Source organism: Collinsella aerofaciens ATCC 25986, assembly GCF_964239575.1.
Classification (GTDB): Bacteria; Actinomycetota; Coriobacteriia; order Coriobacteriales; family Coriobacteriaceae; genus Collinsella; species Collinsella aerofaciens_BQ.
On record NZ_CAXSQQ010000007.1, the window covers coordinates 37,034 to 56,005 of the forward strand.

The window sequence follows — 18,972 nt, forward strand, 5'->3', positions numbered from 1 at the left end:
TGGCAAAACGCTTTATCACATGACACGGAGAGAGGAATGGGAATGTATCAGGGAGTCAACGCTTCCGAGGGCATCGGTATCGGCACCGTCATGGTCGCCGTCGATCCCGACTTGACGTTTGAGCCGCATGAGGTTGCTGATTCGGCAGCAGAGAAGGAGCGCTATCAGTCCGCTCTTTCGGTCTTCTGCGAGAAGACCCAGGCTCAGGCCGACCACATGAAGGAGACGGTGGGCGAGGCCGAGGCCGAGATCATGAGCGGACATATTGTCCTGGCTCAGGATCCGGGTATGACCGACGCCATTAACGCCGCCATTGACGGCGGTACCTGCGCCGAGCAGGCGCTCATGGACACCTCGACCATGTTCGAGAACATGTTCCTGTCCATGGACGACGAGATGTTCCGTCTGCGCGCGGCCGACATCGCCGACATCCGCACCGGTATTCTGGCCGAGCTGCTGGGCAAGGAGGTCGTCGACCTCTCCGTCCTGCCCGAGAACACCGTCGTTGTCGTGCATGACCTCACGCCGTCCATGACCGCCACGATCGATAAGGCCCACGTTGCCGGTATCGTCACCGAGACCGGTGGCCGCACGTCGCACTCCGCGATCATCGCGCGTGCCCTCGAGATCCCGGCTGTCCTTTCGGTTTCCAACAGCTGCACCGCGCTGCGCAACGGTATGACCGTTGTCGTCGACGGTGGCAAGGGTATCGTTGAGGCCGATCCCGACGAGGAGACGCTCGCTGCCTACACCGCCAAGGCCGAGGCCTTCGCTGCCGAGAAGGCAGCCCTCGAGGCCTTCCGTGGCAAGCCGTCCGTGACTGCCGATGGCATCAAGAAGATCATCGCCTGCAACATCGGTAACCCTGATGACGTTCCCAACGCGCTCGATCACGATGCCGAGGCCATCGGTCTGTTCCGCTCCGAGTTCCTGTTCATGGACTCTGCCGAGCTTCCTTCCGAGGAGGAGCAGTTCAACGCCTACCGTAAGGTCGCCAGCGCGCTCAAGGGTGCTCCGGTCATCATCCGTACGCTCGATGTGGGTGGCGACAAGGAGATTCCGTATCTGCATATGGTCAAGGAAGACAACCCCTTCATGGGCTTCCGCGCCGTGCGTTACTGCCTGGCCAATCCCGACCAGTACAAGGTCCAGCTCCGCGCTCTGCTGCGCGCTAGCGCCTTCGGTGACGTCAAGATCATGATCCCGCTCGTCACCTGCGTCGAGGAGGTCTTGGCTGTCAAGGAGCTCGTCGAGCAGTGCAAGGCCGAGCTGACCGAAGAGGGTCGCAAGTTCAACGAGAACATCGAGGTCGGCATCATGGTCGAGACACCCGCCGCTTCGCTGCTCGCAGACCGTCTTGCCGAGGTTGCCGACTTCTTCTCCATCGGCACCAACGACCTAATCGGCTACACCATGTGCGCCGACCGTGGTAACGACACCATCTCCAACCTGTACCAGGTTTACTATCCCGCCGTGCTCCGCTCGCTCAAGAACATCATCGAGAGCGGCGTGAAGGCCGGCATCATGGTCGGTATGTGCGGCGAGGCCGCTGCCGATCCGCTGCTCGAGCCGCTGCTGATCAGCTGGGGCCTGGAGGAGTTCTCGATGAGCGCTCCGTCGATCCTGCGCGCCCGCAAGACCATCAGCCAGTGGACCAAGGCCGAGTGCGACGAGCTCGCCGAGAAGGCACTCGCCTGCAACACCGCCGCCGAGGTCAAGGCACTGCTCGAGTCCGCAGCTCGCTAATTTGGTATCAGAGGTAACCGCGTGGTTGGAATGGGCCGGCCACGCGGCCCTCACATATACAGGGGGTACTGTAAATGTTCTACACGCTAACCGCTAACCCGGCTGTCGACATGACGGTTTCGAGCTCTCCGCTCGAGCCCGACGAGAACGTCCGCACCGGCTCGGCCAGCTACACGGCTAACGGCAAGGGCCTCGACGTGTCCTTCGCCTTTAAGAAGATGGGCGTCGACACCGTCGCGCTCGGCTTCTTCGCCGGCTTCACGGGCAAGTTCATCGTCGAGGAGGTCATGAACCTGGGTTGCCTCTGCCGCCCGGTCTGGACCGACGGTATCACGCGCATTAACACCTATGTCAACGATGGCCAGCACGAGTACGGCATCCTGAACCCGGGTGCTCCGATCACGCCGCAGCACCAGGAGGAGCTCTACAACATCCTGGACACCGCGGGCGATCTCGAGTGCCTGATCGTTTCCGGCTCCGTGCCTCCCAAAGCTACGCCTGACTTCCTGGCTAAGGTCATGGAGCACGCTCAGGCTCGTGGCGCCGATGTCGTCTTGGACCTGTCCTCCGACAAGCTCAAGGAGCTCGCTCACAAGAAGCCGCTGCTCATCAAGCCGAACCATCACGAGATGAAGGCCATCTTCGGCGTGCCGGTCGACACCGACGACGAGGTCCGCGTTGCCATGAAGATGGCTCACGACGCCGGCGTTCAGAATGTGCTGCTCACCCGTGGTAGCCGCGGCGACGCTTACTTCTCCAACGGCGAGGACATCTGGTACGCCAAGCGTGAGTTCAACATTAAGCTGGTCTCTTCCGTCTGCGCCGGCGACTGCACCCTCGCTGCGTTCCTGCACAAGTGGTACAGGGATCGCGACAACGTCGAGGAGGCCATGAAGCTCGCTATGGCCACCGGCGCCAACGTTGCCGAGTCCGTCGGCATTGGCGACTTTGGTCACGTCGATGAGTACAGCAAGCGCGTTGCCGTCCGCAAGCTCGATCGTCAGTAATCGAATCGCGACATATTCGTGCGCATGCGGCGCCCCGGTTTCGGTCGGGGCGCCTTTTTTGTTCCGCCATGGGGGAGAGGTGTCCTGCCGTACTTCATCGCTTCCACACCGTTCACCGAGTTGTCCTAGCCTTTTACCGATGCGTGGAATATACTTTCATTAACACGTTGTTTCGTGAAAGGAACATCCATGATTTACACGCTCACTGCAAATCCCGCCATTGACTACAACATCGCCTGCGACGGCCTTACTGCCAATACCGTCACGCGTACCCGCAATGCCGTCTACACGCCCAACGGCAAGGGCCTCAACGTCTCGTTTACGCTTGACCACTATGGTGTCGACACCACGATCCTGGGTTTCTTCGCCGGCTTCTCGGGTGAGTTCATCGTCAAGGGCGCCGAGGCCCTGGGCGTGCCCGTCAAGCCCGTGTGGACCGACGGTATTACGCGCGTCAATGTGTTCCTCAACGCCGGTCCCGACACCGAGTACAACATGGTCAATGCCGGTGCCGCCATCAATGAGGCCAACGAGCAGGAGATGTTTGAACTTATCGATTCGCTCGATGACATGACCTGCCTGGTCATCAGCGGCTCGCTGCCTCCCAACACTTCCGAGGGCTTCTTGGCCGAGGTCCTGCGCCGTGTCAAGGCCAAGGGGGCCGAGTTCGTCCTCGACATCTCGAGCCATCAGCTGGCAGACCTCATTGCTCTGGAGCCACTGCTGATCAAGCCCAATGACGACGAGCTGCTTGACATCTTTGGCATCAAGGTGAGCGGTGGCGACGACGAGTCCGTCAAGGGCGCTATGGCCGAGCTGCACGCCAAGGGCGCCAAGAACGTGCTGCTGACCCTTGGTGGCGCCGGTGCGTACTTCTCCAACGGCGAGCATATCTGGTTTGCCAACCGCACCTTCGACGTCAAGCTGCTGTCGACGGTGTGCGCCGGCGATTCCTCGCTCGCTGCCTTCCTGTCCGTGTGGCACGACGCCCCCGAGCGCGTCGGGGACGCCCTGCGCCTTTCGATGGCCACTGGCGCCAACGTGGTCGAGTGCCCCGGTCTGGGTGATTTTGCCAAGGTGGACGAATATAAGAAGCACATCGAGGTTCGCCAGGTCTGCTAGTTCCGGCACCTTGTCTGAATAGTTTGATTATTTCGCATCCGTCTTAGACTAGGACGGATGCGTTTTTGTTTATCGGACTTGCGTGTGCAGTGGAGGCTGTTTCTTGCTAGACTTCTTGCAGACGCAATCGATAGCCAATTTGATAGTCGCAGGAGGCCATAGGCATGTGCAATGTTTCGCTCAACGGTACTCAACCGTCCGATGCGTCCCTGTGCGTCCTGCGCGCGCTTGAGGCGGCTGGTCTTGAGGCTTGGTACGTGGGCGGTTGGGTGCGCGACGCCCTGATGGGGTACCCCAGCCACGATGTTGATATGTGCTGTAGCGGCCTGTGGCAGGAGTCCAAAGCGGCGCTCGAGGCCGCCGGCATCGCGGTTGTGGAGTCGGGCATTAAATTTGGCGGAATCACGGCTATTTCCGATGGCGAGCGTATCGAGGTCACCACGTACCGTCTGGATGGCTTTTACACCGATGGTCGCCATCCCCAGAGTGTGGAGCGTGCCGCCTCGCTCGAGGACGATCTGGCGCGCCGCGACTTTACCGTCAATGCCATGGCCTGGCATCCCGAGCGCGGGCTTGTCGACCGCTACGACGGCCAGGGTGACTTGGAGCGCAAGCTGATTCGCGCTGTCGGCGATCCCAAGCGTCGCTTTAACGAGGACACCCTGCGCATGCTGCGTGCGGTGCGCTTTGCCTGCCGTCTGGACTTTATGATTGAGCCCGAGACCAAGCGTGCGCTTGCCGAGTGCGCGCCGCTGCTCGATGCCGTGGCGCGTGAGCGTGTGGGTATTGAGCTCGAGGGCATTCTTTCGACCGGTCACGGGGGAGACGCCATGTTGCGCTACCCTGAGCTCATCTGCGCCGCTGTGCCCGAGTTGGCAGCGGGTCGCGGGTTTGATCAGCGAAGTGTCTATCATGCGTTTAACGTCTACGAGCATATCGCCCGTGTGCTGACGGTGGCAGGGGAGCTGGCGCTGTGCGACGGCGTCGCGCCATCGTCGAGCCTTATGTGGGCGGCGTTTTTGCACGATGTCTCCAAGCCCGAGTGCTTTACGGTCGATCATGCCGGCAGCGGACACTTCTACGGTCATCCCGAGCTCGGCGCCAAGAAAGCGCGCGTCATTATGGATCGCCTGGCACTCTCGCACGACCTGGTGCGCGACGTTTGCCTGCTCATCAAATATCACGATAAGCCGCTGCGCCCCGAGCGCTCCTGCCTGCTCAATATGATGCGCGCGCTTTCGGGTGAGGGCGTCGACACGGCCCGCCTGATTGACGAGCTCATGGACCTCAAGCGTGCTGACACGCTTGGCAAGGCCCCATCGTGCTTCTATTACGTTGAGACGATTGAGGAGATGCGCGCGATGGCGCACGAGCTGCTGAGGGCGGGGGAGCCCTATACGCTCAAGATGCTCGCCATCAACGGCGGCGACCTGATCCGTGCTGGAGTCAAGCCCGGGCCGGAACTGGGGCAGCTTCTCAACTCCGCCCTCGACGCCGTGATCGAAGACAACATTCCCAACGATCGCGAAGCTCTTTTGGTCCATCTCAACTTGAATTAGCTACCTAGTTTACCTGCGTGTTCCATAACCTGCCGACAATTTTTCGGCAATTTGGAATTTCTTCTTGCGCTGACGTTTTTTGTCCCGTAATATATTACCCTGCAGCACGGCAGTGCAGATGTCATGTGGCCCGTTCGTCTAGCGGTTTAGGACGCCGCCCTCTCAAGGCGGAGATCACCAGTTCGAATCTGGTACGGGCTACCACTTCTTTTCTGCTGAGGCTTATGGCCCGTTCGTCTAGCGGTTTAGGACGCCGCCCTCTCAAGGCTGAGATCACCAGTTCGAATCTGGTACGGGCTACCACGCATCTGATACCCGGACTTCCTATGGAAGGCCGGGTTTTTTATTTTTAAACAACCGTCTGCAATTCCCGTTTGAACCAGAGCTTTGCGTTCTGCCTATGGCCCTTACGGGTACAATATCCAAGATATTTTGACTGTTAGAAGGAGTCTCATGACGGAGTCCTCTCAGCATACGTCTAAGCCCCAGGTCGAGGTTGAGGCCTCGGGCGGAGATGACAATAAGAGCGCACGCCGCGGCGCCATCTTTATCGGCGTCGTGCTGGTAGGTTATATCGTCTATCTGGTGGTAACCGGGCAGATGGGGCAGTTCTGGGCCGCTATGTCGAGCGTCCAGGCGTCATGGCTCGTTGTCGCGTGTCTTTGCATGTTCATGTACCTGTTCTTTGGCATTGTGGCCTATGCGATCGCCGTCTGGCTCGATCCCAATTCGCCCGTCGGCATCCGCGACCTGATCTCGGTCGAGGCGAGTGGCATCTTCTTTGGCAACCTGACGCCCATGATGATGGGCTCCACCCCGGCTCAGATCTATCGCCTGACCAAGGCCGGCCAAAACGTGGGCGAGGCCGGCGCCACGCAGTTCACGCGCTTTATCGTGTATCAGTTTGGCCTCGTTGCCTGGGGCGCTATCCTACTGCTTGCTCGCATGCCTTTTTTTGCCGAGCGCTATGGCGACATGACGCTGCTGTGTGTCTTTAGCTTTGGTGGGCACTGCTGCATCTTGCTTGGCATCTTCGCCGTCGCGCTCATGCCTAAGACCGTCACGCGCGTCGCCCATTGCATCATCAATTGGCTCGAGCGCATTGGTGTCTCGGCCACTAAGATCGAGGGTTGGCGCACGTTTGTCGATGGCGAGATCTACTCGTTCTCTGAGAAGTTCAAGCTTTCGGCTGGCCACTTTTCGTCCATGCTGCTCACGGTGGTCATCACCATGCTGCAGCTCGCGTTTTTCTACCTCGTGCCGTATTTCCTGATGCTTGCCTTTGGCCACCATGAGGTCGACTTTTTCTCGGTCATGGCCGCGAGCGCCTTTGTCCAGCTGTTGAGCTCTGCGGTCCCCCTGCCCGGTGGAACTGGTGGCGCTGAGGGCGGCTTTGCATTGTTCTTGGGTCATTTCTTTGGGTCGGCTTCGACCGCCGGCTATCTGCTGTGGCGTCTCATTACGTTTATTGCGCCGACCATTTTGGCTGCGCCCCTGTTGGGACTTAAGAGCGCCCACAACGAGAGCATCCATGCGCGCTGGGATCGCGTGATGCGCAAGCTCGGCCGCACGCCTCAGACGCCCTCTGCGCCCACTAAGCCGCACCCCACTAATGCTGTTACCGTTGATCCCAAGAAGCACGCTCAGAAGGCTTCTGGGACCGCTAAGCCGGCTCATAAGGCCTATGTGCGCCAGACAGGCGATGGTATTCGCGTATCTCCGTCGGCACTCAATAAGAAGAAGCACCCTAAGTCGCAGTAGGGCAGTCGTGCGTTCTTCATGATGCGGGGCATATTTGTACTGTATGGGGGATAATCCTCTTACGTAGATTATCTCTCATCTGTTGATGAATGCTCGCATATCGAAGGGACATGCCCATGGCAACCAGCAAACCGCGTCTTGACCGCCGCATCGTTCGCAGCCGCAATGCCATCCTTTCCGCTTTCGAGCGCCTGCTCATGGAAAAGCCGCTGGCAGACATTACGGTGAGTGCCATCGCGCGCGAGGCCAATGTCGACCGCAAGACCTTTTACGTTCACTTTGGCACGGTTGACGGCCTGCTCGATGCCATTGCCGTCGATGTGGTGGAGATGATTGTCGACTCGGTCGAGAAAACGCTTGCTTCCATGGACGGCGACACCAACGAGCGCGCCCTGGGCGCGGCGGCGACCTTCTTTAAAACCATTAACGAGGCACTGTGCAACAACTTGGTGCTCAATCGTCAGCTGATCGAGAACATTCCGCTCGATGATTTTATGGCTCGTCTTCGTGCGCCGCTCGAGCACGAGATTGCCGAACGCGATCTGCTGCCCCAAGGTCTCAAGGACGAGATGTTCGACTACTATCTGGCGTTTTTGCTGTCGGGTATTATCGGTATCTATCGCACGTGGGCGCTGTCTGACGGTTCGGTTCCTATCGAGCGCGTCTCTGGGGTCGCCAACGATCTGACTCTCAACGGTCTGTCGAGTCTGGAATCTCGCTTCGAATAGCATCGATAATTCAACAACTTATAGAAGTTGCGGTGGAATAGGGATTGTTTTGGTTATTGGAAGGCCGTTCTGGTCCCTATTTCACCGCAACTTAGTAAAACTGTTTTGATGGTAAGGCGGAGCAGCCTCGAAGATGAGCCTCGAGACTGCTCCGCTTCATTTCTGAGCGTTTGTCGTGTAGGGCAGCATTAATCGCCGTTTTTGAGTATGCGGCCCTGTTTTTCGAACTTGTGCATGTCGCTATCGGCCATGCCCTGCGACTTGTCCTCGTGACGCTTGGCGTATAACGGATCGTCGGAGTCGTTCCAGATGCGGTCGGCGACAGGTGACCATGCCTCGGCGGCAGCCTGGGTCTTTTCGCGCAGCTGCTCGGGTGACTCCTTCTCGATTAGGTCGGTGCTCATTGCGCCACTCTCGGCGACCAGTTTGGGCAGCACGTCGGGATTCTCGAGCATGGGGCATGGTTTGAGGTAGTTGTCGTTAAACGGCATGTTCTCGTAGTACTTCATAAAGAGGGGAGAGCGCAGCGCGTCGAGTAAACTCACATCGTGGATGTTGGCGTTTGAGTAGTGGATGAACACGCACGGCTCCACGTCTCCGGCGGCGTTGATGTGCAGGTAGCGGCGGCCGCCGGCGATACATCCGCCTACAAACTCGCCGTCGTTTTGGAAGTCGAGCGTAAACAGCGGCTTCTTCTCACGCATTTCGCGGATAAAGTGATACATGTGCTCGCGCTGCTCGGGCGTGGGCATGAGCTCGGGGGTTGCATTGCGGCCAACCGGCATAAAGTGGAAGTACCAGCAGAAGAGTGCTCCCTCGCCGATCATCCAGTCCATGTTCTCCTCGGTAGCAACCGTATCGGCATTGGCGCTGGTCCAACAGGTGGAGATACCAAACGGCAAGTCGCGCTCGCGCAGGAGTTTCATGGCGTGCTCGATCTTTGCGTAGGTACCCTCGCCGCGACGGGCGTCGGTGGTGTGCTCATTGCCCTCGGCGCTGATGGCGGGGACAAAATTACCTACGCGAATCATATCGTCGCAGAAGGCCTCGTCGATCAGCGTGGAGTTGGTAAAGCAGAGAAACACGCAGTCCTGATGTTTTTCGCAAATTCTGATCAGGTCGTGCTTGCGGACGAGCGGCTCGCCGCCGGTATAGATGTAGATATGCGTACCGAGCCCTTTGCCCTGCGTAACGATAGAGTCGATGTCTTCGAACGAGAGATTCTGCTTGTAGCCGTACTCGGCGGCCCAGCAGCCCGTACAATGCAGGTTGCAGGCGCTCGTGGGATCGAGCAGGATGGCCCACGGAACGTTGCACTGGTACTTTTCGCGGTTCTTTTCCTGCTCTGGCCAAGCTAGCAGGTTGGCGTCGACAATGAGGGTCTTAAGCAGTTTGGTTCGCATCTGGGGATTAAGGCTGAACACACGCATGATCAGGTCATACCAATTGCCGCGGCTCTTGATGACATTGGTGAATGCCTCTCGCTGTACAGGAAATACGCGATTGGGGACCAGCTTGTTCACGAGGTCCATGATTTTGTCGATGTTTTCTTGCGGGTTGTCGTCGAGATAATCGATGAGCTTGTTGAGCGCTGCACGCTCTGCTGACCGTGTAAGCGACATGGGTATATCCTTTCACGTGTGCTTAATGTGTGATAATACCCACTTGTGGATTAAACGAAGTCTAAAGATTTGTAGTGTGTCTATTCAACGAATCAATTTAATTTGGGGTGAAGCGTTATACGCCGACACCTTCTAAGTTGCGGTGAAATAGTGTCAGATGGGGATGCGGACGATTTCTTGGACCGCGCCTAGGCGTATCCATTGGAATCCTCCGATGCGCCTTCGCACGCTTGCATGACCTCGATACCATGCGATCGTGCGAACTCGACGAGCTCTGCGTTGCGGGCGTTTATGGTGCCGAAGGCGGCGGGGCACACGATAAGGCGCGCGCAGTGGACGAGGAGCTCTTTGGCGCGGGCTATGGTTTTATCCCCGATCGGCTCGAAGGCGCGCTCGGCCACGCATTCCGTCGCCAGGTCGCGCGCGAGCTCGCAGTCGATGTCCCCTTCGTGCAGAATGCCCGCGTAGAACGCCTTGCCCTGCCGGATGAGCTGGCGAAACACAGCTGACCCCGTACCTGCGCCGGCGATGACGAACGTGTGAGCATCGCCGTGTGGGCGCCCAATTTCCACGCTGCCGAAGCGCTCGTTGAAGGTGCCATGTTGAAGGCCGTAGAGCTCGCCAATCGTCTCGCGCGTGAATATGTCCTCGGGTGCGCCGGCGCGGAAGACCCGGCCGTCCTTCACGCAAATCACCTTGTCGGCGCTTTTCTGCGCGAGCTCGAGTTCGTGGATGGACATGATGACAGCAACATTCCGCGATTTCGCAAGGTGGCGAAGTATTCGCAGCAGGTCGATCTGGTAGCGGATATCGAGATACGACGTGGGCTCATCGAGCACGAGCACACGCGGATCCTGCGCGATGGCGCGTGCGAGCATGACGCGCTGGCGTTGCCCGTCGCTTATCTGCATGAAGTCGCGCTCGGCGAGCCCTTCCACATGTGCGGTTTTCATGGCCTCGTCGACCCGATTATGGTCATCGGGCGTGAGTGTGCCCATTCGCCCGGTGTAGGGATGCCTTCCCGCCTCTACGATATCGCGGCAGGTGAGGAGCTCGGTCCGGGGGCGATCTGTCAGCATAACGGCAAGGTTCCTTGCGAACTCCGCCGTCTTCCATCGGGAAATCTCTCGCCCGTCGAGCTCGACCGTGCCGGCATGCGGTGCCAGATGGCGTGTGATTGTTTTCAAGATGGTCGACTTGCCCGAGCCGTTCGGCCCGATGAGCGCCACGACGTCGCCCGCGCGAACCTCCAGATCGACGCCTTCGACTACGACCTTCTTGTCGTAACCCGCCGACAGGTCGCTTATGCGGAAAAGCGGCGCTCCGTCAGCCTGCGTTTCGACCGGGGTTTCGAGGTTCGACTCCCCTCCGAGCGTTTTGGGCTGCGGCACGAATTTCCCCATCTACCTCACCCGCTTCTTCAACATGAGTGCGATAACCACCGGCGCGCCGAAGATGGCGGTGACGGCGCTGATGGAAAGCTCGACGGGGGAGAACAGCGTGCGTGCGATCAAATCGCAGCCCGCGCAGAAGATGGCGCCTCCCAAGAAGCACGCAGGAATCACGCGGATGGGCTTCGACGACTTCAGCGCCGACTTAACGAGATGCGGAACCGCGATGCCTACGAACGACACCGGACCAGCGAACGCGGTCACGCAGGCGGAGAGCATGCTTGCTAGAAGGACGAGCACCACGCGGAAGCGTGCGACGTTCACGCCGACGCTTTTTGCGTAGGCTTCTCCCAGCTGGAAGGCGGAAAGGGGCTTCGATATCGCGAATACGCATGCGCTCACGGTGATCACCACGACCGCGATGACCGCGACGTCGTCCCAGCTCGAACCCGAGAAGCTACCCAAAGACCAGTTGTGCAGGTTCACGATGGACTGGTCGTCGGCGAAGGCGATGAGGAAGTTCGTCGCCGCCGAGCAGATGTATCCCACCATGACGCCCGCCACGATGAGCATGGCCATGGAACTTATGCGCCGTGCGATGAGGAGCACGAAGCCGATGGTGATAAGCGATCCCAGAAACGCTGCGGCCACCATGACCGGCGAGGACATGGCCTGGTTCGCGCCCAGAAGCACGATCATCGTAAGCGCGACGACGAACTTTGCGCCCGAGGAGACGCCCAAGATGAACGGGTCGGCGATGGGGTTGTTGAAAAACGTCTGCAGCAGGAACCCGGAGAGCGAAAGTGCCCCGCCGAGAAGTATGGCTGAAAGCACGCGCGGCAGGCGAATCTCCCAGATGACCTGGCTTTCCATGGAATTGGCCGCGCCGCCCGAAAGGATGTCGGGGATGTGGTCTGCGGGCACGAGCACGCTCCCGATGCACAGGTTGGCCCCGACGAGCACGATGAGGGCAACAGCGAGCAGCGCCGTCACGACGCGACACCGCGCGGCGCGCCCCGATTCGTCGTATGCCATGGTAAGCCGGCTTCTCATGGCGCTAGCCGAGCTTCCTCAGATAATGGAAGTCACTCGTGTCATCGCCGGTGAACGCCCCGTGCAGCTCGTCGATAATGTCGGCGGTAGAAGTCATCTGCTGGTACATGTCGGCGCTTGTGACCCAGACGTTGCCGTTCTTCACGGCTTTGAACTGCGACAATAGCGCGTTTTTGCTTACGAAGTCGCTCAAGGTGGCAACCGATTCGTCGATGGTGCCGTTGTAGACGATGATGTCGGCATCCTTCGCCGTCGCATAGAAGCGCTCCATTTCGAGCGTTACTGACGAACCTGACGTCGACGCCGTCTGTGCGTCATCGAGCGCGTAGCTGCCGCCTGCGAGCTCGATCATCTGCGCCACGTAGTCGCCCCTCCGCCGCGTGACGGCGGCCCCGTTCGAGTTAATGTAGAAATACGCCACGGTTTTACCTGACGACGCGAGCCCCGACGTTTGCTCGACGCGGGCCTTCTGCTCGTTGAACAGGTGCGCGGCCTCCTCTTCCTTGTCGAACAGGACGCCGAAAAGCTTAATCCACTCGACGCGTCCGAGTGCTTCGGGCTCGCTCGACGACTGTTCGGTGAGCACGACGAGCCCGAGCTTCTGCAGCTTTTCCTTCACATCGGGCGTGTGGTTGATCATGGTGTTCTCGATGGCGAGCGTGCAGCCCGAGGCCGATATTCGCTCGTAGTCGGGCGCGCTGTACTTGCCGCCGTAGGCGATCGCCCCACTTTCGAGCGCGCTTTTGAAGCCCGCGACCGAGCAATCGTCGGCCTTCGTGCCCGACATTAAGATATTGTCGTTCGCATCGAGCGCGTCGACCAGGCACATCGTCGCCGACGACACGAGGTACACCTTGTCGGCGGGGCGTCTTATGACCGCGATGTCGGAGCTCAACCCGTCAGGTACCTTCGCATCTTGCGGCACCACGAGGAAGCGCTCCCCGTTCGAAACGCAGATAAGCCGCAAGCCGCCTTCGAACTCGTCGACAGTGAAGTGCTTGGCGTATTCAAGCTGAAGCGCCCCCGTCGGCTCCCAGCCGCAGCCCAAATCAGCGTTGTGGAAGTCGGCCGCGGCGCTTGAAGCCGTTCCCGCAGGGGAGCCGCCGCTTGCATCGTCGCCCGATTTCTCCTTCATGGTGGATGAGTCGAAGTGGAGCGTGTAGTCGATGGTGTGCGGCGTCGACATGGCGACGGTCTCGGCCGACACGGCGATGTCCTCGTCGAGCGTGACGGGTATCTCGAACGTGGAGTTGCCGCCGTCGTTTACGGGCGCGTAGTCCACGCCGTCGACGGTCATCTTGTCGTAGTTCGAACTCGACCAGGTGATGGTCGCGGTGTAGGTGTCGCCATCCTTCACAATTGTGGTGGGCGAGGCGATGCTTGCGCGCCCTGACCCGCCGGAAAGCGAGACGCTCACAGTGTATTCCTGAGAGCCCGCCGTGGCACCGGTCACGTTCGGGCTCGCACTGCACCCCGCGAAGGGAAGCGCGAGCAGGGCGACGAGAACGCAGGCGATCGCGCGCGCCGCGATGCTGCGGCGCTTCCTGTTTTCCCCCTTGGGAAGAATCGACCGCATGGCGTTACTTCAGTGCGTCGGCGCGCAGATCGACGCCGGCGGATTCGAATACGAGCGTGCGGTCGTACCACCGCTCCCTTTTAATGCTCCACGCGGCGCAGGCGGTGTCCTCGTCGAGCGCATCAACGGGCACGTCGTAGGTGTACTTGCCTTCCGCGTTTTCCACATAGGGGATGAAGTCGGCCTCGCTCGCGGCGGCAGCCTCGTCGCCCGTGCCCATGAAGAGCTTGCCGTAGCCCGTGCCGGAAAGTGTCATCACGCAGTGCATGGAGCCGTTTTCCACGATGAGCTGGGCATCCACAATCCTGAACATGTTCGAGCTGGAATCTACGGTGATCGGATAGGTGCCGTCGGCCACCTTGTCGGCGGTGATGGGGGCAGCGCTTGCGCCCTCGGGCGCATCGGCCGCCTGTTCGGTCTTTTCCTGGGAATCGGCATCGCTTGCCTTTGCGCTGTCGATTGAATTTCCGCCGCAGCCGGCGAGCGAGAACGCGAAAAGCGCCGCCGACAGGGCGAAGGCGAGGGTTTTCTTCAACATGGAGGGGGTTCCTTTCAATCGCTTCGACCGCCCGCGCCGTGCGGTGGGCGGGCGGGATGCGAATGCAACGGGCATGCGCCGTCAGTCGGGGAAGGCGCATGCCCGTTGCACGGGGACGCGACCGGCGCCCCCGTGCGCGGCGAGTTTACAGCTTGGCGATGGCGTCGTCCACGTGCGCGACGTAGATGTCGTCGACCGCGACGTTCTGTCCCAGACCCTGGAGCAGGCACGTCACTTCGAAGCCGGCAGCCACGAACTTCGCAGCCCAGCTGTCGGGGTCGGTCTCGTCTGCCATGTCGTTGTTCGCGTGGTCGCCCGCGACCACCATGAACGGCGCGAGCACGGCCTTCTTGTAGCCTGCGGCGCTCGCGGCGGCGATAACATCCTCGCAGGTCGGTTCAGCCTCGACGGTGCCGACGAAGAACTGCGTCAAGCCCTCGTTCTTAAACACTTCCTGCATCTTGGCATAGTCGGCGTTGGAATCGGCTTCGGTGCCGTGGCCCATGAGGCACAGCGCCGTCTTGCCGTCGTCGAAGGACGCCATGTTCTCCTTAATGGCTGCGGCCACCTTCTTGTAGTCGTCGTCGGAGGTGAGCAGCGGGTCGCCGAGCGAGATTTTGTCGAACTTGTCGGCGTACTTGTCGAGCTCGTCTTTCACGTCGGTGTATTCCAGGCCACCCATGAGATGCGTCGGCTGCACGACGATTTCCTTCACGCCGTCTTCCACGCAGCGGTCGAGCGCCTCGGTCATGTTGTCGATCGTGATGCCGTCGCGCTTCTTCAGCTTGTCGATGATGATCTGCGCGGTGAAGGCGCGGCGGATGTCGTAGTCCTGCCAGTACTTCTCGCGGATAGCGTCTTCGATGGCGCCGATGGTGATGTGGCGCGAGTCGTTGTAGCTCGTGCCGAAGCTCGTGACGAGGATGACCGGCTTCACGGCCTTCTCCTTTTCACTCGATTTCTCGGAACTCGCGGAGGTGTTGGAGCAGCCCGCGAGCGCGACTCCGGCGAGCGCGAAGGCTCCGGTTGCTGCGGCGCCCATGAAGCCGCGGCGTGACATCTGGTCGGACATGGTTTTTCCTTTCCTCGGTTTGCCGGTCCCCCGGCGACAGTTGCTTGTCGGCACAAGCGAAAGAAAAGCGCACCCCTCGGGGTTCACAAGGAGCTAACGCCACGGCGATGCCGTGAGGAAAAGGCGAAGCAGTCTGGCTTGGGGCGCGAGGCGGTTCGCCCGTGCGTCCTATACAGTAATGTCCCTTGCCCAGGATTCCCACCTGGTTCCCTCCGCAAGCCAGCGCGGGCTGTGCGGGCGCCGCGCCGGTCATTTCCTTTTATCCGATTGTCATATGCTCGTTGCCGAATCTTTTACTATGATAGTGGGCACTTTTGAACGTGTCAAAGCCAGGGCGGGCGGCATTGCGCCTCCTGCCTGCGTATTTGCGCCGATTGCCGCTGCGGGCGCCGTGTTTTGGCCGCTGCGCGAATGGCAGCGTAAACGGTTGCGATGAGAAACGGGAAGGGAAGGCTCGGATGATTCATATCGTTGGCGCTGGCTCGGGCGCCGCCGATCTTATCACGCTGCGCGGGGCGCGCCTTTTGCGCGCGGCCGACGTGGTCGTTTGGACGGGAAGCCTTGTGAACCCCGAGCTGCTCGCTGAGTGCAAGGAATCCTGCATCGTCTACGACAGCGCGCACATGACCTTGGAGGAAGTGCTCGACGTGATGTGCGCGGCAGATGCGCGGGGCGAGGACGTGGTGCGCCTGCACACGGGCGACCCGTGCCTGTACGGCGCCATCCAGGAGCAGATGGACGCGCTCGACGCGCGCGGCGTGGACTACGAGGTGGTGCCCGGCGTGTCGAGCTTTTGCGGTGCCGCGGCGGCGCTTCGCCAGGAATACACGCTGCCGGGAATCAGCCAGTCGGTCGTGATCACGCGGCTTTCCGGGCGCACCCCCATGCCCGCGGGCGAGGGCATGCGCACCATGGCGGAAAGTGGCTCGACTATGGTCATCTTCCTGAGCTCGGGTATGCTCGCCGAGCTTTCCGCCGAGCTTTTGGCCGCGGGCCGCAGCTCCGACGAGCCGGCCGCGCTCGTGTACAAGGCGACCTGGCCTGAGGAGCGCGTGGTGCGCTGCACAGTGGGCACGCTCGCCGATGCGGGCGCGCGAGAGGGCATCGACCGCACGGCGCTCGTGGTGGTGGGCCGCGTGCTCGGAGCTCGCGGCGGGTTTTCGCACAACGGCGCGCAAGCAGAGTCGTACGAGCGCAGCAAGCTTTACGACCCTTCGTTTGCCACGGGGTATCGGAAGGCGAGCAGCTAGCGTGGCCTTCGAGCACTACATATATACCGGGACGACCCGCCTGCGCTGCGGCTACACCACGGGGAGCTGCGCCGCGCTCGCGGCGAAGGCGGCCTGCGAGATGCTTTTGTCACGAAAGCCCCTCGGCCGCGTGTCGATCGTCACCCCCGGCGGGCTGCCCGTCGAGGCGAACGTGGTCGACGCATGCATCGGCGAGGGGTGCGCCCAGTGCGCCGTGCGAAAGGACGCAGGCGACGATGCCGATGTGACTGACGGCGTACTCGTGTACGCGCACGTGGAACATGCGGGGTCGGGCACGGGTGCTGCGGGCAGCAAGGACGTGCCCGCGCGCGAATCGGAAGTTTCCGTCGATGGCGGCGTGGGCGTGGGGCGCGTGACATTGCCCGGGCTCGAGCAGCCGGTGGGGGCGGCCGCCATCAACGCGATGCCGCGCGCGATGATCACTTCGGCGGTGCGCGAGGTGTGCGCCGCGCACGGCTTTTCTGGAAATATTGCTGTGACGATTTCGGTACCCGAGGGTGTTGCCCTTGCCAAAAAGACCTTCAACCCGCATCTGGGGATAGAGGGCGGCATCTCCATCCTGGGCACGACGGGCATCGTCGAGCCGCGCAGCCTCGCTGCCTTGCGCGACAGCATCGAGCTCGAGATCCGGCAGCATGCGGCTATGGGGCGGCGCGGAGTCGTGCTCACGCCCGGCAACTACGGCGGGCAGTTCATCTCGGGGCATTTCCACCTAAACGGTGCGCCGGTGGTCTTCATCTCCAACTTTGTGGGCGATGCGATTGACTGCTGCGTTCGCGAGGGATTTACCAATGTCCTTCTTGTGGGACACATCGGCAAGTTGGTGAAGGTCGCGGGCGGCATCATGGACACCCATTCGCGTACCGCCGACTGCCGCGCGGAGATTCTGGCCGCCCACGCGGCCATGGCCGGCGCGGGCGCGAAGACCGTGCGCGAGATCATGTCGTCCGTTACGACCACGGCGGCGCTCGAGGTAATCGAGGCCGCCGGCGTTGGGGACGCTGCGCGCGCCTCGCTCGCTGCGGCAATTGAGGACAGGTTGCGCCGACGCGCGGCGGGCGCATGCGACATCGCCGCGGTCGTGTTCGACGCCGAGCGCCGCGAGCTTTTCCGCACGTCGGGCGCCGATGCAGTTATCGGGAAATTGGGGGCGACGTATGAGTAAAGGCGTTCTGTACGGGGTGCGCCGTGCAATCGGCTGGCCGGGGACGAAGGTGGTCATGAAGGCGCGCCGCTCGCTTGCGGACACGAAGCGCTTCCTTTGCGAGGAGGGTGCCTTCGACGGTGCCGAGCTTGTAGAGGACTGTGGGCTTCCGGGCGAGCGCGTGTACCGCTCGCTCGACGATGTGCCCGATCGGGGCAGCTACTTCTCGACGATGGTGGTGCGCTAGATGAGGGTTTCCTGCATAGCGTTCACTGAGAGGGGGTATGCGTTGGCGGTGCGCACCGCACACGCGCTTTCCGATTGCGCGCAGACAGGTGAAGACGACCCTGGCTGGGACGTTTCCGTTTCGCGCGGGTTCGGCGAGGGGAAGGCCGACCTGCGCGCATGGACGGCGCTCGCGTGGGAAGCGTCGGACGCGCTTCTGTTCGTGGGCGCGGCGGGCATCGCCGTGCGGGCGATCGCGCCGCATGTCGCCTCGAAGGCAAACGATCCCGCGGTTGTGGCGATCGACGAGGCGGGGCGCTTTGCCGTCCCGCTTTTGTCGGGGCATTTGGGCGGTGCGAACGAGCTTGCGCAAACTGTGGCACGCGCGGCAGGGGCCATCCCCGTCATCACCACGGCGACCGACGTCCGCGGCGTGTGGGCGGTGGATACGTGGGCGCGCTGTGCGGGGCTCGCCGTTTCGAATCCCGAGGCCATCAAGCGAGTGTCGGCGCGGCTGCTTTCGGGCGGGCGCGTGGCGCTCTATTCCGACATGCCGATTTCGGGACAGCCGCCTGAGGGGGTTGACATTGCGTCCGACCGCGCTCGGGCCGATATCGTCGTGTCGCCGTTCGCTGGCGCGAATGCAGGTGCGTCCGTTCGTGCGGCGGAGACAACGGGCGAGGTCGTGCCCGCCGGTGAGACGGGGAAGCCGGCGGGCGTGCGGGCGCAGGCGCCTGCCCCCGAGCCGCTTCGCCTTGTCGTGCCCTGCATCGTTGCGGGCATAGGATGCCGTCGCGGTGCGTGCGCCGAAGCGATCGAGGAGGCGTTTCTTCTCGCGTGCGGGCAGGTGGGTATCTCGCCTTCGGCCGTGCGCGAGGCGGCGACGATCGACGTGAAGGCGCACGAGGAGGGTCTGCTCGCCTTCTGCTGCGCGCGCAATATCCCGCTTGCGACGTATTCCGCAGAGGAGTTGTCGCAGGTCGAAGGCAGCGTTTCGCCATCTGATTTCGTGCGCGCGACGGTGGGGGTCGACAACGTGTGCGAGCGGGCAGCGCTCGCGGAGGGGGGCAAACTTATCTTCCCGAAGCTCGCTCACGGCGGCGTGACCGTCGCGTTTTCCAAGGTAACTATTAAACTTTCGTTTAAGGAGCGGTGAT

At 61.3% G+C, this 18,972-nt stretch carries 16 protein-coding genes and 2 tRNA genes; 12 read left to right on the forward strand and 6 right to left on the reverse strand.

Translation table 11 applies throughout. The features are described from left to right. Positions 1–42: 42 nt before the first annotated feature. The 8 genes from ptsP (at position 43) to ACESUZ_RS05445 (ending at position 7,923) form a co-directional block, all read left to right on the forward strand. Positions 43–1,746 carry a phosphoenolpyruvate--protein phosphotransferase gene (gene ptsP / locus ACESUZ_RS05410; protein ID WP_035138206.1) on the forward strand — a complete coding sequence of 568 codons (1,704 nt, stop codon included), beginning with the start codon at positions 43–45 and terminating at the stop codon, positions 1,744–1,746. 74 nt (positions 1,747–1,820) lie between these two features. Beyond that, entirely contained in the window at positions 1,821–2,753 is a 933-nt protein-coding gene (locus ACESUZ_RS05415; RefSeq protein ID WP_055309489.1) for a 1-phosphofructokinase family hexose kinase, read from the forward strand. Between the two features lie 189 nt (positions 2,754–2,942). After that, a complete protein-coding gene (locus ACESUZ_RS05420; RefSeq protein WP_138112436.1) occupies positions 2,943–3,875 on the forward strand; it encodes a 1-phosphofructokinase family hexose kinase in 933 nt (310 codons plus the stop codon). A 164-nt stretch (positions 3,876–4,039) separates the two neighbouring features. Continuing rightward, positions 4,040–5,434: a CCA tRNA nucleotidyltransferase gene (locus tag ACESUZ_RS05425; protein ID WP_373198894.1), complete on the forward strand. Its 1,395-nt coding sequence runs from the start codon at positions 4,040–4,042 to the stop codon at positions 5,432–5,434. A 127-nt stretch (positions 5,435–5,561) separates the two neighbouring features. Then, positions 5,562–5,638: transfer RNA gene (locus ACESUZ_RS05430), tRNA-Glu, on the forward strand. A gap of 22 nt (positions 5,639–5,660) precedes the next feature. After that, positions 5,661–5,737, forward strand: a tRNA-Glu gene (locus ACESUZ_RS05435). A 150-nt stretch (positions 5,738–5,887) separates the two neighbouring features. Further along, positions 5,888–7,195, forward strand: a complete 1,308-nt coding sequence (locus tag ACESUZ_RS05440) for a lysylphosphatidylglycerol synthase transmembrane domain-containing protein (RefSeq protein ID WP_368135345.1) — start codon at positions 5,888–5,890, stop codon at positions 7,193–7,195. Positions 7,196–7,311: 116 nt separating this feature from the next. After that, positions 7,312–7,923, forward strand: a complete 612-nt coding sequence (locus ACESUZ_RS05445) for a TetR/AcrR family transcriptional regulator (RefSeq protein WP_373198896.1) — start codon at positions 7,312–7,314, stop codon at positions 7,921–7,923. A gap of 188 nt (positions 7,924–8,111) precedes the next feature. Here ACESUZ_RS05445 and ACESUZ_RS05450 read toward each other — a convergent pair whose 3' ends face one another. The 6 genes from ACESUZ_RS05450 to ACESUZ_RS05475 form a co-directional block, all read right to left on the reverse strand. Beyond that, the gene (locus ACESUZ_RS05450; protein WP_349074244.1) at positions 8,112–9,545 is read right to left on the reverse strand and encodes a radical SAM protein; all 1,434 of its coding nucleotides are present in this window, start codon (positions 9,543–9,545) and stop codon (positions 8,112–8,114) included. 188 nt (positions 9,546–9,733) lie between these two features. Beyond that, positions 9,734–10,936: an ABC transporter ATP-binding protein gene (locus tag ACESUZ_RS05455; protein ID WP_349074241.1), complete on the reverse strand. Its 1,203-nt coding sequence runs from the start codon at positions 10,934–10,936 to the stop codon at positions 9,734–9,736. Between the two features lie 12 nt (positions 10,937–10,948). Beyond that, entirely contained in the window at positions 10,949–11,971 is a 1,023-nt protein-coding gene (locus tag ACESUZ_RS05460) for a FecCD family ABC transporter permease (RefSeq protein WP_195503389.1), read from the reverse strand. Positions 11,972–11,993: 22 nt separating this feature from the next. After that, positions 11,994–13,565 carry an ABC transporter substrate-binding protein gene (locus ACESUZ_RS05465; protein WP_349127969.1) on the reverse strand — a complete coding sequence of 524 codons (1,572 nt, stop codon included), beginning with the start codon at positions 13,563–13,565 and terminating at the stop codon, positions 11,994–11,996. Between the two features lie 4 nt (positions 13,566–13,569). Further along, positions 13,570–14,103, reverse strand: a complete 534-nt coding sequence (locus ACESUZ_RS05470) for a hypothetical protein (protein ID WP_195363984.1) — start codon at positions 14,101–14,103, stop codon at positions 13,570–13,572. 145 nt (positions 14,104–14,248) lie between these two features. Then, positions 14,249–15,175, reverse strand: coding sequence for a sirohydrochlorin cobaltochelatase (locus ACESUZ_RS05475; protein ID WP_055286465.1), 927 nt, complete (start codon positions 15,173–15,175; stop codon positions 14,249–14,251). 458 nt (positions 15,176–15,633) lie between these two features. Here ACESUZ_RS05475 and cobM point away from each other — a divergent pair, with 458 nt between their 5' ends. Genes cobM through ACESUZ_RS05495 form a run of 4 tightly spaced genes read left to right on the forward strand, consistent with a single transcriptional unit; the run spans position 15,634 to position 18,971 of the window. Further along, entirely contained in the window at positions 15,634–16,425 is a 792-nt protein-coding gene (gene cobM / locus ACESUZ_RS05480; RefSeq protein WP_373198899.1) for a precorrin-4 C(11)-methyltransferase, read from the forward strand. A 1-nt stretch (position 16,426) separates the two neighbouring features. Continuing rightward, entirely contained in the window at positions 16,427–17,611 is a 1,185-nt protein-coding gene (gene cbiD, locus ACESUZ_RS05485; protein ID WP_373198902.1) for a cobalt-precorrin-5B (C(1))-methyltransferase CbiD, read from the forward strand. Beyond that, positions 17,604–17,837, forward strand: coding sequence for an SAM-dependent methyltransferase (locus ACESUZ_RS05490; protein WP_187359579.1), 234 nt, complete (start codon positions 17,604–17,606; stop codon positions 17,835–17,837). The genes cbiD and ACESUZ_RS05490 overlap by 8 nt, the downstream gene beginning before the upstream one ends. 48 nt (positions 17,838–17,885) lie before the next feature. Continuing rightward, on the forward strand, positions 17,886–18,971 hold the full coding sequence (locus ACESUZ_RS05495) for a cobalt-precorrin 5A hydrolase (protein WP_225094248.1): 1,086 nt from the start codon (positions 17,886–17,888) through the stop codon (positions 18,969–18,971). Position 18,972: the final 1 nt, after the last annotated feature.